12 protein-coding genes and 2 tRNA genes are annotated in these 14,506 nt (G+C 64.5%); 13 read left to right on the top strand and 1 reads right to left on the bottom strand.

What is annotated here, in order from left to right:
• Positions 1-3,760, top strand: a 3,760-nt coding sequence (locus BMY31_RS08875; protein ID WP_180371380.1) for an InlB B-repeat-containing protein, incomplete at its 5' end; no start/stop codon positions are given.
• Between the two features lie 218 nt (positions 3,761-3,978).
• On the opposite strand, the gene BMY31_RS07440 is transcribed toward BMY31_RS08875, so the two are convergent.
• Entirely contained in the window at positions 3,979-4,356 is a 378-nt protein-coding gene (locus BMY31_RS07440; RefSeq protein ID WP_078687686.1) for a hypothetical protein, read from the bottom strand.
• A 226-nt stretch (positions 4,357-4,582) separates the two neighbouring features.
• Between BMY31_RS07440 and BMY31_RS07435 the strand changes: the two genes are divergently transcribed.
• The 12 genes from BMY31_RS07435 to cmk all read left to right on the top strand — a co-directional run bounded on the left by BMY31_RS07435 (position 4,583) and on the right by cmk (position 14,500).
• Positions 4,583-4,658 (top strand) — tRNA-Ala (locus BMY31_RS07435).
• Between the two features lie 44 nt (positions 4,659-4,702).
• Positions 4,703-4,778 (top strand) — tRNA-Ile (locus BMY31_RS07430).
• A 134-nt stretch (positions 4,779-4,912) separates the two neighbouring features.
• A complete protein-coding gene (locus BMY31_RS07425) occupies positions 4,913-5,761 on the top strand; it encodes a hypothetical protein (protein WP_091009461.1) in 849 nt (282 codons plus the stop codon).
• A gap of 191 nt (positions 5,762-5,952) precedes the next feature.
• Positions 5,953-6,345 carry a VOC family protein gene (locus tag BMY31_RS07420; RefSeq protein WP_078687684.1) on the top strand — a complete coding sequence of 131 codons (393 nt, stop codon included), beginning with the start codon at positions 5,953-5,955 and terminating at the stop codon, positions 6,343-6,345.
• Positions 6,346-6,400: 55 nt separating this feature from the next.
• The gene (locus BMY31_RS07415) at positions 6,401-8,443 is read left to right on the top strand and encodes an ABC-F family ATP-binding cassette domain-containing protein (protein ID WP_078687683.1); all 2,043 of its coding nucleotides are present in this window, start codon (positions 6,401-6,403) and stop codon (positions 8,441-8,443) included.
• A complete protein-coding gene (locus tag BMY31_RS07410; protein WP_091009457.1) occupies positions 8,436-9,179 on the top strand; it encodes a hypothetical protein in 744 nt (247 codons plus the stop codon). Before BMY31_RS07415 ends, BMY31_RS07410 begins: the two co-directional genes overlap by 8 nt.
• Before the next feature lies 1 nt (position 9,180).
• On the top strand, positions 9,181-9,843 hold the full coding sequence (locus tag BMY31_RS07405) for a site-2 protease family protein (protein ID WP_078687681.1): 663 nt from the start codon (positions 9,181-9,183) through the stop codon (positions 9,841-9,843).
• Positions 9,844-10,662 carry a segregation and condensation protein A gene (locus BMY31_RS07400; RefSeq protein WP_091009455.1) on the top strand — a complete coding sequence of 273 codons (819 nt, stop codon included), beginning with the start codon at positions 9,844-9,846 and terminating at the stop codon, positions 10,660-10,662.
• Positions 10,662-11,405 carry an SMC-Scp complex subunit ScpB gene (gene scpB, locus BMY31_RS07395; protein ID WP_078687679.1) on the top strand — a complete coding sequence of 248 codons (744 nt, stop codon included), beginning with the start codon at positions 10,662-10,664 and terminating at the stop codon, positions 11,403-11,405. The genes BMY31_RS07400 and scpB overlap by 1 nt, the downstream gene beginning before the upstream one ends.
• A 1-nt stretch (position 11,406) precedes the next feature.
• On the top strand, positions 11,407-12,240 hold the full coding sequence (locus tag BMY31_RS07390) for a pseudouridine synthase (RefSeq protein WP_374057312.1): 834 nt from the start codon (positions 11,407-11,409) through the stop codon (positions 12,238-12,240).
• Positions 12,233-12,919, top strand: coding sequence for a histidine phosphatase family protein (locus BMY31_RS07385; protein WP_180371379.1), 687 nt, complete (start codon positions 12,233-12,235; stop codon positions 12,917-12,919). Before BMY31_RS07390 ends, BMY31_RS07385 begins: the two co-directional genes overlap by 8 nt.
• A complete protein-coding gene (gene cmk / locus BMY31_RS07380) occupies positions 12,920-14,500 on the top strand; it encodes a (d)CMP kinase (RefSeq protein WP_091009450.1) in 1,581 nt (526 codons plus the stop codon).
• Positions 14,501-14,506: the final 6 nt, after the last annotated feature.

The raw sequence follows: 14,506 nt of genomic DNA, 5'->3' as shown, positions 1-14,506 counted from the left end.
CGGCGCCTCCGCGGTCGCCTCCTCGATCGCCCGCGCGGGCTACGCGCTCGTCGGCTGGACGACGCAGCGGACCGTCTCCGGCACCGACGTCGGCACCTCCACCGGCCTCGCCAGCCGCTCCGCCGCCCAGGCCGCGGCGGCCCTGGCCGGCCGCACGAGCTCCGCCGGCAAGGCCTTCACCGCCGCCGGCGGCTCCTACGTGGCGCCCACCGCCTCCGAGGTCACCCTCTACGCGGTCTGGAGCGCCGACACCGACACGGCCTACTACGTCGAGCGCTACGTCGTCACCGGCGACGGCGACCTCATCGCCCTCAGGGCCGACGGCACCGTCGAGCGCGACGCGGACGGCAACGTCGTCGCCCAGGCCGACCCGGCCGCCTACGCGGCCGGCCAGCGCGTCTCCCACCAGGGCGTCACCGACGAGTATGCGGTCGCCGACGCAGCGACGGCCGACCCTGAAAAGAGCTGGATCAATCACGACAACACAGCGCGCCCTGGCTATAGTTATGCGGATCACAGCCACCCGTACACTGCCAGGAGCAAGGTGACGGGCGTCGAGACCACCTACGCTACCATTGCGACCGACGGCATCTCGGGCGATGGCCTCATGCGCCTCTCGCTCTACTACACGCCCGATGCCACGCACATCATCTTTGACAAAGGCGGGGCTGAGCTCGCGAGCGGAGAGATTGACAGCTCCTGGGTCGCCGGCGATCCCAGCGCCGATCATCTTACCGGCTCGACCTTCACGCTTCCCGGCACGGCGGACGTAACGCGCCCCGGCTACACGCTCGTCGGCTGGTCGACGGATCCCATCGCCGCAACGGCCAAGGGCAACGACTCTCGCTCGAAGGCCGATACGGTTGCGTCCAGCACGGCCGACGACCCAGCGGCCGGTAAGCACTTCTCTGTCCAAGGTACGACCTACTTCGTGCCCACGGACGCGACTGTGACGCTCCATGCCGTGTGGAAGGCTAACGACGATACCACGTACTACGTCGAGCGCTACGTCATCACGGCCGACGGCCGGGTTATCGCCCTCGAGCAGGACGGCACGATTCCTCGTAGCGGCGACAACACGCCGATCGAGCACGGAAATCATGATGGCAGCGCCTTCATCGTCGCCAATCGCATCGAGCGCACGGGCGTGACCGACGAGGAGGCGATCGCCGACGCGGACACCAGCATCGGAACGCCCAAGTGGCGCACGCACGACAACATCGTCATGGCTGGATACCACTACATCAAGGACGGCGTAACCTACAGCGACCTCCTCGGCAACAGCTACATGACGGTGGCCTCCGGCAACATCGACGGCACGGGTGACATGATCCTTGTCCTGTACTACTTCGCGGACGAGAACTCCACCTACACGGTCAACCACCACCGCGTCACCGGCGACGGCGTCGAGAAGGACCTCATCGTTGAGATCATCTCCAAGGGCACCGATACTCCCGCCATCTCCCGCAAGCGCTCCGGTGTCGAGGGTGACGAAGCTTACGATCCGGACTTCGTGGGCTACGAGTATAAGCAGACGTTCACGGACGTGAACGGCGTGACCTACGTCTCGCACGACGTCGACGTCGTCCTGGGCGACGGCTCAATGGTCCTCAACCTGTACTACGCCGCGCGCATCGACGTCAGGCTCGAGATCGTTGCCGGAGACTCCGACGGCAACGGCTCCTGGAGCCTTGGCAACTTCGTGAGCAACGAGACCTCTGAGTCTACGTTGAAGATTTCCGAGGTCCTCGCCACGCACGGCTACGTTCTCCCGACCCGCGCCGGCTACGACCTGGTCGGTTGGTCGCTGGTCGCTGACGGCGCCATGGGTCCGAGCGCCCGCGGAGAGCGTTCCGTCGAGACCGCCCGTAGGCTCGAGAGCGTCGAGAACGGCGAGTTCGTCGACCCGGATGCCGGGGAGGGCGACCAGCTTGGCGGCGCATCATTGCTTGCCATGCTCCTACGCGCCTTCGCTGACGAGAACCCGACGTTTGAGATGCCCAACGCGATGTTCATCGAGCCCGACGGCACCTTCCTGATGCCCACCTCGCAGGTCACGCTCTACGCTATCTGGCGTGCGCGCAGCGACACGACGTACACTGTCACGCACTACCTCGTCGACGCCGACGGCGTGGCCCACGAGGTCGAGGGTGACACACGTGAGTTCACGGGCATCACCGACGGCTCTTACGCGGTCGATGCCGACGGCAACGTCACGCACACCTATGATCCTGCGGCAACCGACGATGACATCAACAACGCCCAGGTCACGGCAGGGGAGAAGCCCGCGGGCTACTACCCCGGATACACCTACGTGAGCGACTATGACAACGGCGAGGGTGATACGGGCCTCTCCGCCGCAAACCTTGACGGCGAAGGAACGCTTGCGCTCAAGTTCTTCTATACCGCAAATATTGATACGCCCTACGTCGTCCGCCACATCCGCGTCACGGGTAACAAGACCACCCTCGAGGAGGTCATCGAGAACCTCACCGGCACCACCGACACCACCGTGACCGCTATCCCGTTCGACACCGAGACCCGCGAGGGCTTCACCGGCTACACTGTGATCGTCGATCCCGACACGCCCATCACGCTTGCGGACGGCACTTTGGTCTACAGCCATCCCAAGGACAACCTCAACGGCGACGAGTCGACGGTCCTGTGGCTATACTACATCGCCAACGACCACACGCTCACGCTCGACCCCAACAGGGGCACGTGGACCGACGACGCCTCTGGCCTCGACGATGATGGTCGCGGCGAGGGCAGCTGGAGCACCTACGACGGCAGCTTCGGTGTTCGTGAGGACGAGGCTGAGACCTCCACCGACACGCTGCCGCGCACGTTCACCTACGGAACCGACTCCATCATCACGCTCCCGACCGAGGACGACGTCAAGCGCAACGGCTACACACTTGGCGGCTGGGAGGACGAGGACGGCAACGTGTACGAGCCCGGCGGCGCCTGCACCATGCCCGACCACGACTCCATTCTCAAGCCGGTTTGGATTCAGAACGTCTACAACCTGCACTTCGACAAGAACGATCCCGTTGCTACCGGTCGGATGGAAGACGTCGAGTACACCTACGACGATCCCGACTTCCAGCTGGGCAAGACCGGCTTCTCGCGCCGCAACGCAAAGTTCCTCGGCTGGAGCTTCTCGCCCGATGCGACCGAGCCTGACATCAGCGACGAGCAGCTTATGCGTGCCCTCACGCTTCTTGCGGCTGGCGAGCTTGACGACGGTCTCTTCGGCGACCTTGACGACCCGCGCACGGCCATGTACCTGCTTGCGGCCCTCGCCGACGGCTCCGATATCACGCTCTACGCGGTCTGGGACATCGAGAAGCACACGCCTAGCGTCGTCGGAGGCGTCCAGCCCGGCGGCAGCGTCACCATCGACCCCGAGGCCATCGAGTACGGCTTCACGATTCCGCACGAAGCCGTCGGGATTGATGCGACGCCTGGCTATTACCTCAAGGGCTGGTTGATTACCATCAACGGCGTTACCACCTACGTTGAGGACCCCGATGCCATCTTCAACACGCCTATGACCGCAGATATCATCTTCGAGCCCGTCTGGGGCAACTACGCGGAGGACGCTGCCAGGCTCGCGCGCGGCAGACGCTTCAAGTACGCTGGTGAGCGCATCCCGCAGACGGGCGACCTTGCTTCCGACCTTGCCGGATTCGCAGCACTCCTTGGTGTTGCGCTCGTCGCCGCGGGCGCGTGCCGTCGGCGTTGCCAGGAGCCTTAGCGGCTCCAACGTCTCCTGCGGTCCGCCCCAACTCTCGGCTGGCGGACCGTTCAAATCGCACCCGCCTCCCCAAACGAGGAGGCGGGTGCGTGAGGTTTCCACTCCTCGCATCCGCTCGGTAGGGCTGGGTGCGCACGTCCTCGTACCGTTCGTCGTACAAAAGGGCGCCGCTCCTAGGAGCGGCGCCTCGACTGAGAGCGTGAATGCTTTTCGACTGTTTACATCGACTTCTGGATGTTGCTGATCTTGCGCGCCAGAACGAACGCCAGGAGCGAGAGGACGAGCCCGATGCCTCCGATGACCACCTGAAGGATGATCTTCTCGTGGTTGAGCATGAGGAAGGCCGCGCACACGAACGAGACCAGCACGATCACCGAGCACATGTTCATGATTGCGGGGGCGTTCGACGGGACGTTGATCCTGCGGGCGCCCTGGAAGCCCATGTAGGCGAGGGCCAGGCCGTCTGCCGCGACCACGTACGACTGCGTCGTCGTCGGAGCGACGACAATGTAGAAGACGCCTGCCGCGAAGCTGACGATTCCAAAAATGAGCGCCGCAATGCACGCCATCTTGAGGTTTCTGCACTCTGCTGCCACTTTGCTTCTCCAAACCAAAGCGCCGTACCCGGGGAATCGCAGTCCCGGGCGGGCTCTTTCTCTCTTCCGTCGGGCGGGGCCGGCGGTCTTCTTATTGCCAACGGCTACAGTGTACCTGCTTTTGAGCTGGAGTATTCACAGCTCGTTCACAGGCTTTCTAATAATTGAAAAATATCGCTTGACCCCACTCGGGTGTTTTCTTATAGTAGCTATCGCACCAACGGACGGGGATATAGCTCAGCTGGGAGAGCGCATGACTGGCAGTCATGAGGTCAGGGGTTCGAACCCCCTTATCTCCACCATGTAAACTATGGGCGGCGGTAAATCCGTCGCCTTTTTTCATCTTGGGCCTATAGTGCAGCGGTTAACACAGGGGACTCATAATCCCTTCATCCCAGGTTCGAATCCTGGTGGGCCCACCAACAGCTCCCAGGCCGGCGGTTTCTTTCCGTCGGCCTGCTTTTGTATCAGCCGCTCGTCCGTTTCTCCCTCGTTTACGACCCGCGCGGCCCTATTCACGGTCCATACTTGGGTAAACGCGCGACGGGAGGCCGCAATGGATGATCCCCAAAACAGCACGCGCCCGCAGACATCGGGCGAGAAGCGCCCGTCTCCCGGGCTGATAGGCGCCATCTCCTTTGATGGCATCGACTGCCCCGTCTGCCGCACGGATGTTCCCGAGACCTACTTTGCCTTCGAGCCGCCCAGCGCCACTCCGACGCTCTTTACGGATTGCCGGGCAACTAACAAGCAGCTCATCGCCTTCGTCAACCAATGGCTGCCCGCTGCTCGCGACGTCATGGCCGACATGCGCCGGCGCTACCGCAAGAGTCCGTCAACGCACTGCCGCTACCAGACCGGCGACGTCGCCTACGTCTACGGGCGACCCTTTATGCTGCGCGTCTATCCCCAAGCTATGGGACAGATGCACCATGCCTCTCGTGGCCGCGCCAACGTCGGCGTGCGCGTCGTCACCCAGGTATCGCTCGTCGAGCTGTTCGTTATTCAGACCGGCAGCTTCGAGCAGCGCCGCGGTTCGTTCATTAGTTGGGCTGACGACATCCTTGTTCGCAACGCACTTGGACTCTGCGCACAGGTGAGCGAGCGGGCTGGGGTTTCGCTCGAGGGGAGGTATACCTTTAGGGCACGCGAGTCCCACGACCGCCTCATATATATTGATCAGAGGGGCTCCAACGTCTGGCTGTCGCGCGACCTCATTCCGTTCCCGCCGCATTGCATGGCCTACGCCTTCGCGCGGGCACTTGCCGACCACGTGTGTGCCGACGAGGACGATCCTGTCGAACGGGCCCAAAAGACCCACCAGATAGTGGAGTGCGGCTGTCCCGACTGGCGGCTCGCGCACGACATCCTCACCGACAAGGATTCGGTCTTCCGGCGCCAGTGAGCAACGATCCCTGAGCCGTCCTCCTCACATGACATCGCGCCCTTGGTCGCGCCCGTGATTCTTATGGGTAGCCTTTCTCGGCTGCCTGCGCGTCCGTCCGCGCTTCCGTATAATTCAAGGGATGAATTCTCGTCAGGAAGGCGAGACGGACGCAGCGTCCCGTCGACGGCGGGACCAAGGGGAGGAGCCAGATGTCAGACCTGAACGATTGCCAGCCGAACGAGGACCCGGTAGAGCTTTTCGACATGTACGTCGCCCATGTCGGAATCAATGCCACGGACCCCGCTGACGCCGAAAGCATCGTCGATGACTTCGGCCGACTCATGTCCCTTCCCAAGCAGGAGCAGCCGCCCTCGTTCTTCGCCGGTTCCCTCGTCGAGGTCATGAAGCAGAACGGTCGTGGCGACAAGGGCCACATTGGATTCCACGTCAACGACATCGAGGCCGCCTGCGCCTGGTTCGAGGACCATGGCTACGAGGTCAACTGGGACTCCCGCGCCAACTACCCCGACGGCTCCTGCCGTCTGGTGTACTTCAAGGAGCAGATTGGCGGCTTCGCCATCCACCTGACGGCCGACAAGTAATGCGTCCCGCATCACCCATGCACCAGCCTCACGCCCAGTAAGAAAAGGGTTTCACTTGATTGCACTAGCAAGCAACATCACGAAGTCATTTGGCGGCCGTGTTCTGTACGCGGCCGCAACGCTGCAACTCAACGCCGGTGAGCGTTGGGGCCTCGTCGGTCCTAACGGCGCCGGCAAGACCACGTTGCTCAAGATCCTCATGGGCCAGGAGTCGGCCGACGAGGGCACCGTGTCGTTCCAGAAGGACGCCTCGATCGGCTATCTCGAACAGGAGTCCAAGCTCGCCGGCGACAAGTCGGCGCTTGCCGAGGTCGTCGACTCTCAGACCGAGATCAAGCGCCTCGAGGCGCAGATTCGTGACATGGAGGCCGAGATCGCGCGCAGGGGAGAAGAGCTTGCATCCGGCGGTTCGGACGACGACTACGAGGCTCTTCTCGAGCGCTACGGTCACGCCCAGGACCGCTTCGAGCGCCTTGGCGGTTACGAGCTCGAGGCCCGTGCCCGCCAGATCCTCGGCGGCCTCGGCTTTCCCGTCGAGGACTTTGACAAGCCCGCCAAGGAGTTCTCCGGCGGATGGCAGATGCGCATCGCGCTCTCCAAGCTCCTACTGAGGCATCCCGACCTTCTCCTCCTCGACGAGCCCACCAACCACCTCGACCTCGAGAGCGTCAAGTGGCTCGAGCAGTTCCTCTCGTCCTACGACGGTGCCGTGCTCCTGGTCAGCCACGACCGCTCGTTCATGGACGCCTGCGTGAGTCACGTGGCCTCGCTCGAGAACAAGCGCCTGATGACCTATACCGGCAACTACTCGAGCTACCTCAGGCAGCGCGAGGACAACCTCGAGCAGCTGCGTGCCAAGCGTGCTGCGCAGGAGCGCGACATCCAGCACATGGAGGTCTTCATAGAGCGCTTCCGCTACAAGCCGACCAAGGCCAAGCAGGTGCAGGAGCGCATCAAGAAGCTCGAAAGGGTAAAAGAGGAGCTCGTCGTCCTGCCCGAGAGCTCCAAGAAGGTCCACTTCCGCTTCCCGGACCCGCCGCGCACCGGTGACGAGGTCGTGGCCCTCGAGGGCATATCCAAGCACTATGAGGACAACGTCGTCTACGATGGCGTGAACCTCAAACTCTATCGCGGCGACCACGTCGCTCTTGTCGGCCCCAACGGTGCCGGCAAGTCGACGCTCATGAAGCTCATAAACGGTCACGAGCGGCCCACGGCCGGCTCCGTGCACCTCGGACAGAACGTCACGCAGGCCTATTACGCCCAGCACCAGCTGGAGACCCTCAACGAGGCCCATACGGTCATGCAGGAGATGGACGAGGCCGCGCCCGGCTGGACCTCTTCGGACGAGCGCAGGCTCCTGGGCGCCTTCCTCTTCCATGGCGACGACGTCGAGAAGCCCGTTGGCGTCCTGTCCGGCGGCGAGCGTGCCCGCCTTGCCCTCGCCCGCATGCTCGTGGCGCCCGACCCACTGCTGTGTCTGGACGAGCCGACCAACCATCTCGATATCGATTCTGTCGACGTGCTCGAGGACGCCCTGAAGGCCTTTCCGGGCACCATCGTCCTCATTAGTCATGACGAGCACCTCGTTCGCGCGGTTGCCAACAAGGTCGTCGACGTTCGCGACCACAAGGTGACGCTCTACGACGGCGACTATGACTACTACCTCTATAAGCGTGCCGAACTCGAGGCCCGCGCCTCGGGAGACGACTTCCCTCGGGCCTCGTCCTCGCAGGCCGTTGGCAGACCTGCGGATCGTGCCGGCTCCGACGCGCCCGCGGCGAAGTTCTCCGTCCCAAAGACGCGCAACGTGAAGACGAAGGAGCAGCGCCGCGCCGAGGCCGAGGCCCGAAACGCCGCGAACAAGGCCGTGCGGGAAGAGAAGAAGCGCCTTAAGCAGGTCGAGGCCGCCCTCAAGCCTGCCCAGGCCCGCTATAAGGAGCTGATGGCGCTCATGGCGGACGAGGAGCTCTATAACGACGCCGCCAAGTTCGACCAGTGCATGAAGGAGTACAATGCGCTGTCCAAGAAGATTCCGGCCCTCGAGGAGGAGTGGCTGGAGCTGACCGAGAAGATCGAGGGGGGCTCGAATGCCTAAGCACTCCACTTCTGGTTGGGAACAGACCGATGCCGCGTCGGCGTCTGAGCCGACGCGCAGGGTTGCCCCAAAGCCCCTGGACAACATCCAGCCTCAGGGCGATGACCTGGGCAAGACTGTTCTTCGCTCCGGCAACGCCGTGCCGCCCACGCAGTACCGCGATGTCCCTAACGACCCCTACCAGCAGGCATATGTGCCCCAGGGCTACGGACGGCAGGGCTATCCGCAGCAGTATCCTCAGGGCTGCGAGCGGCAGTCGGGCTGCTCGCAGGGCTATGGCCAGGCTGACCCCGCGGTACGCGGGCCCGTTCTGAGGAGGCCACAGCCTCAGGTTGACCCGCGCTACGCCCGGGTCGCACCCGCCTTGCAGGAGAGTCCCGAGCAGCAGGCGTACGTTCCGGGTTCGCGGGCGGGCGGGTCTCACCCCATGGCCCGTCGTGCGGGAAGCGCCGCCGGAGCCCTTTGCTGCCGACTGCTTGCGATCGCATGCAGGCTCTGTGCCCTTCTCCTGTCCGGTCTCGTCATCGCCAACGCGTTCGTGACGGGCTCTTCTCGCATCTTCGTTATTGATGTCACAAACCGCGCCACCTCCTGGATGCCCTCCGTGCTCTCGGGCGTCTTCGTCTACGAGACGCCGTTTGGGGGCAACCTCCGCGGCGACTTCGTGGTCGCGGCAATCATCCTGTTCATTCTTGACTGGGTCCTCGTGCGCAAGGCGCGAGACCTGAGGGGGTAGCGTGCTCAACAGCGCCTCTATTATACGGGCAGTCGTTTCGCTCGCCATCGTCGTTGTCTCCGTCGTACTACACGAGGTGGCCCATGCCTGGGCCGCGTACAGGCTCGGCGACGATACGGCCAAGCGCGCGGGCAGGATCTCCCTCAATCCCGCTCGCCATCTGGACCCCTTCGGTTCCGTCGTCCTCCCGCTGCTCATGTCTCTCGTGGGCGGCCCCGTCTTCGCGTTCGCCATTCCGGTCCCGTACAACCCGAACAACCTTCGTAAGCCCAAGCGCGACGAGGTCTTTGTTGCGCTTGCCGGTCCCGCCTGCAACTTCATCCAGGCCGTCGTGGGTTCGCTGGCCTTCAGGGCGCTTGACGCCGCGTGGACGGGCGACCTCCTTGGCTACCAGCTGCTCTCGGTCGTGGCCTCCTACGTCTACATCAACCTGACGCTCATGTTCTTCAACCTCATCCCACTTCCGCCTCTCGACGGCTCCTCGATCATCTCTCCGCTGCTCGACGGCGAGGCTCGGCGCACCTACTATCGCGTTCAGCGCTACTCCATGCCGATCCTCCTCGTCGCGCTGTATGTGCTGCCGTCCGTACTGGGCTTCGACCCTGTTGGCCAGCTGCTCTACTGCACCGCCGGCAGCGCGTATTCCTTCCTGATGGGGGCATAGGTGTCATACAAGGTAAAGACGAAGGCGTTTACCGGGCCGTTCGACCTTCTGCTCCAGCTCGTCAGCCGCCAGAAGGTCGCCATCGGCTCCATATCGATCGCAGAGGTGGCCGACCAGTACCTCGCCGAGGTCCAGAACATGGGCGAGCTCGACCTCGAGGTCGCCAGCGACTTCGTGCTGGTGGCGTCAACGCTGCTCGAGATGAAGGCGTCCTCGCTCGTCCCCACGCACGACGTCGGGTCCTCGCACGCCGTCGACGAGGACGATGAGGACGACGACCTTTCCGACCTCTCGCCCGATGAGGCTCGCGAGGTGCTCATCGCCCGCCTCATCGCCTACAAGCAGTTCCGCAACGCGGCGGCCGCGCTCGGCAGTCGCATGGAGGCCGAGGGGCGCATGGAGCCTCGCACCGCGGGCCCCGACCCGGACTTCCTGGGCCTCATGCCCGACTACCTCGAGGGAATCACGCTGCGCTCGCTTGCCGTCATCTGCGCCGACCTCGACAGCCGTCGCGAGAGCTTCCTCCTCGAGGCCGAGCACGTTGCGCCCAGGCGCCTTCCCATTGCGCTCACTGTCGCCTCGGTCGACCGCGTCACGCGCAACCACCCGCTCGTGAGCTTCACCGAGCTTCTGGACGGCGACCTCAAGCCCGAGACCGTAGTCGCGACGTTTCTGGCCATCCTCGAGCTCAGCAAGCGCGGTTCGGTCACGCTGAGCCAGGCCGAGACCTTCGGCGAGATTGACATTGCCCGCGTCGAGGGGGCGCCTCCCTTCGAGCTTGATAAATCCGACCTAACCAGCATAGAGGAGGATCTCTAGTGCTTGACCTCGATCACATTGACGGCGAGTCGCTCAAGAGCGTGCTCGAATCCCTTCTCCTCGTCTCTTCCGACGCCGTTCCGGCAACCGACTTCGCGAAGGTCCTGGGCGTGGCACCCGGAGAGGTGGCGGCTGCGCTCGCCGACCTCTCCGCTGAGTACGAGAGCGCAAACCGTGGCTTCCAGCTGCGTGAGGTCGCCGGCGGCTGGAGGCTCTTCACGCACCCCGCCAACCACGAGGCGGTCGAGAAGTACGTTCTCTCCTGGGACACCCGCCACCTCTCGCAGGCGGCCCTCGAGGCGCTTGCGGTCATCGCGTACCACCAGCCGGTGACGCGCGAAGGCGTGAGGGCCGTCCGGGGCGTCAACTCCGACGGCGTCATTGCGTCGCTGCGCGACAAGGGGCTGGTTCGCGAGGTGGGGCACGAGGGCGATCGCAGCCGCGCCATCCTGTATGGCACCACCCAGCGCTTCCTCGAGACCTTTGGCCTTAAGAGCCTGCGCGAGCTTCCGCCGCTCGAGGACTTTGCCCCCGACGAGGAGTCAAAGCGGTTCATCCGCGAGCGCCTCTCGGGCAGTGCCATCTCCTCGACGCTTGAGGAGGCCTCAGCTGACATCGATGATGAGCGCGAGCTCTTGGGCGAGGGCTACGATGACGATTCCTCGGACTCCGACGACGCCGACGCGAGCGAAGGCATCGCGTCGCCCGAGGCGCAGGCGGCGTCCGAAGGGGGCGGGGAGTAGCGTGTATAAGCAGGAAATCTCGTACACCATGCGCCTCCAGAAGTTCCTGGCGCGTGCTGGCGTCGCGAGCCGCAGGGGTTCCGAGAACCTCATGACGGCCGGGCGCGTCGCCGTCAACGGAGTCGTGGTGACCGGGCTTGGCACCAAGGTCGATCCCGCCGTCGACGTTGTGACCGTCGACGGCGTCGTTCACACGCTCGCCGAGGACCACACCTACCTCGTGCTGTACAAGCCCGGCGGATACATCACCACGATGAGCGATCCCCAGGGCAGGCCCTGTGTTGCGAGCCTGGTTCCGACGGACCGCTATCCGGGGCTGTTCCCGGTTGGCAGGCTCGACGGCGACACGACGGGGCTGCTTTTCTTCACTACCAACGGTGAGCTCGGCAACCAGATGCTCCACCCGTCGCATCACGTGTGGAAGCGCTATGTCGCGCTGGTAAAGGGAATGCCAACCCCCAACCAGCTCCGTCGCCTTCGTGAGGGCGTGCCGCTCGACGACGGCGTCTCGGCTCCCGCCGAGGCAGAATCTCTCGCCGCGGACGACCCAAGGGCCACCCCCGTCATCCCTGAGGGGCTTCCCTATGGCCACTCGGTCGTCTCGCTGCGCATCCACGAGGGCAGAAAGCACCAGGTGAAGCGCATGCTCAAACAGGTGGGTCACGAGGTCGTGAGGCTTCATCGCGACCAGTTTGGACCCCTTGAACTCGCGGGACTGCTTCCGGGGGAGTGGCGCCCGCTCAACGAGCGCGAACGGCAGGAAATACTTGGGATCGCTCGCTCGGGCAAGGCGCCTGACGCCCGAGCGCGGGCAAAGGAGGACCATCTTGGCTAGAACAGAGCATCGCATTCTTCTCACCAGGCATCCGCAGACGCGGGCTAACAAGGCTCTGCAGCTGTCGGGACGCGATGACGTCGACCTGACGCCTGAGGGAGAGGAGCAGATGTACCGGGCCATCGAGGCCATCGTCGCCTGGGAACCCGACCGCATCTGGTGTTCGCCGCTTTCTCGCTGCAAGTCCATCGCCGAGGAGGCCGCCAGTCGCCTCGGCATCGAGTGCGTCGTGAAGCCGGACCTCGCCGAGATCGAGTTCGGCTCGCTCCAGGGCAAGACGGTCCTTGAGGCGCGTCAGATGGGCTATGACTTCCCCTGGAGGCTCGACGAGGACGGCCACTCCGTCGCGGCACCGGGCGCGGAGTCGTTCGAGCACATGTACGAGCGCTGCAAGCGTCTGCTCGACGAGCTCAGGCCTCTTTCTGGTCGCACCTCGCTCGTGGCGCACGGCGCATTCACCCGCGCCTTCCTGGGGGCGGCCTTCGACACGCCGCTTCAGACGTTCTGGAACCTTGTGATCCCCAACGTCAGCTCGCAGGTCCTTACCTGCAACGGCGACACGTTCTCCCTCGCTGGTCTTGGCCTTGCCCCCGAGGAAGTTATTCGCCGCACGCAGAATCCGCAGCTCTTGGGTGCCGATAGCACCTCAACCACCAATATCTCCGGGAGTGATAGATAAGTGATAGTCGCAATTGACGGACCCGCCGGCTCCGGCAAGTCCACCGTGGCCCACGCAATCGCCGGGCGCTGCGGCCTCACCTTCCTCGACACGGGCGCGATGTATCGCTCCGTCACGCTTCTGTGCCTGCGTGCGGGCGTGGACGTGTCGGACGCCAAGGCCGTCGCGTCGGTCGAGAAGGACTGCTCCATCTTGTTTGGCAGCTCTGCCTCCGGCCAGACGGTCATCGTGAACGGCGAGGACGTTACCGACCAGATTCGCACCCCCGAGGTCGACCGCAACGTTTCCGCCGTGTCCGCCGTCCCTGCGGTTCGAGCCGCCCTCGTCGATCGCCAGCGCCAGATTGCCGGTTCGGGCGACGTGGTGGCCGAGGGTCGCGACATCGGCACCGTCGTCTTTCCCGATGCCGAGGTCAAGGTGTTTCTCACCGCTGACGCAAAGGCCCGCGCGCATCGCAGGGCCGTGCAGCGCGAGGGCGGCGATGCCGCCAGGGACGCTTCCGCCGCAGCCGACGCTGCCCAGGAGGCGCGCATACTCGAGGACCTCAGGCGTCGCGACCAACTTGACTCGACTCGCAAGGAGTCCCCGCTGCGCCCTGCCGACGACGCGGTGGTCATCGACTCGTCCGACCTCACGCTCGAGCAGGTGATCCAGCGCGTGGTAGATCTGATGGAGGCCGCTCGCGCCAAGGCATCGTCCGCTCCCAAGGCGAATCTCGCCCCCGATGGTGCCTCCAAGTCCGCTCCCAAGGCGAATCTCGCCCCCAATGGTGCCTCCAAGTCCGCTGCCAAGCCCAATCGATCCGGCTCCGGCGGTTCGAGGCACGTGTCCAAGCGCGGCGGCGCTCCCTCGGGCCGCCTGCATGCCTTCCGTGGCAACGCCTACGTGGACTACTACGACCACGCCATGCGCGAGTACCCGCTGCCCGCTCGCGCGCTGCTGGGCTTCGTCGTCTGCCTGCTCGGCCTGCTCACCAAGATTCTCTGGCCCTGGCATATTGAGGGGTCCGACGGCCTCTGGGACGGCGAGCACGGCCGCGTCATCGTCATGAACCACGTTTCGATGCTCGAGCCGATCATCGTCGTTGTCTCCGCATGGTTCCACGGTAGGCGCATACGTCCGATTTACAAGAGCGAGTTTGACAAGATCGCCCCGGCCACCTGGCTCTTCTCGCGCGTCGGCGGAATCCCCGTAGCTCGCGGCACCGCCGACCTCAAGGCAGTCCGCCGCGCACAGTGGGCCCTCGAGAGGGGAGAGGATGTCCTCATCTACCCCGAGGGCACTCGCGTCAAGTCCGACGACGAGCCGGTCACCATCCATGGTGGCTTCGCGCTCATCGCACAGATGGCCAAGGCCCCCGTCCAGCCCGTCGCCATCGTCGGCGCCCGCGACATCACCCCGCGCGGCGAGCACCTCAAGCGCCTCGGTCGCGTCTTCGTCAGGGCTGGCGAGCCCATCGAGTTCTCGTCCCTCGGCGTGAGGGGCCGCAAGCTGCAGTGCGCCCAGATGGAGCGCGTTGCCATGGAGCGCGTCTACGCCATTCGTGACGACCTGCGCCGCGAGCATCCCGGAAAGATGTAGGTGAGA

This window comes from Parafannyhessea umbonata (assembly GCF_900111255.1).
GTDB lineage: Bacteria > Actinomycetota > Coriobacteriia > Coriobacteriales > Atopobiaceae > Olsenella_J > Olsenella_J umbonata_A.
Note: the sequence above shows the minus strand (reverse complement) of the source record. Positions and strands in the feature narration are given on the sequence as shown.

Bases quoted from the DNA above. Each gene is read 5' to 3' on its own strand.
- BMY31_RS07410 (WP_091009457.1), top strand. From the start codon at position 8,436: ATGCCTAAGCACTCCACTTCTGGTTGGGAACAGACCGATGCCGCGTCG.
- BMY31_RS07425 (WP_091009461.1), top strand. From the start codon at position 4,913: ATGGATGATCCCCAAAACAGCACGCGCCCGCAGACATCGGGCGAGAAG.
- BMY31_RS07420 (WP_078687684.1), top strand. From the start codon at position 5,953: ATGTCAGACCTGAACGATTGCCAGCCGAACGAGGACCCGGTAGAGCTT.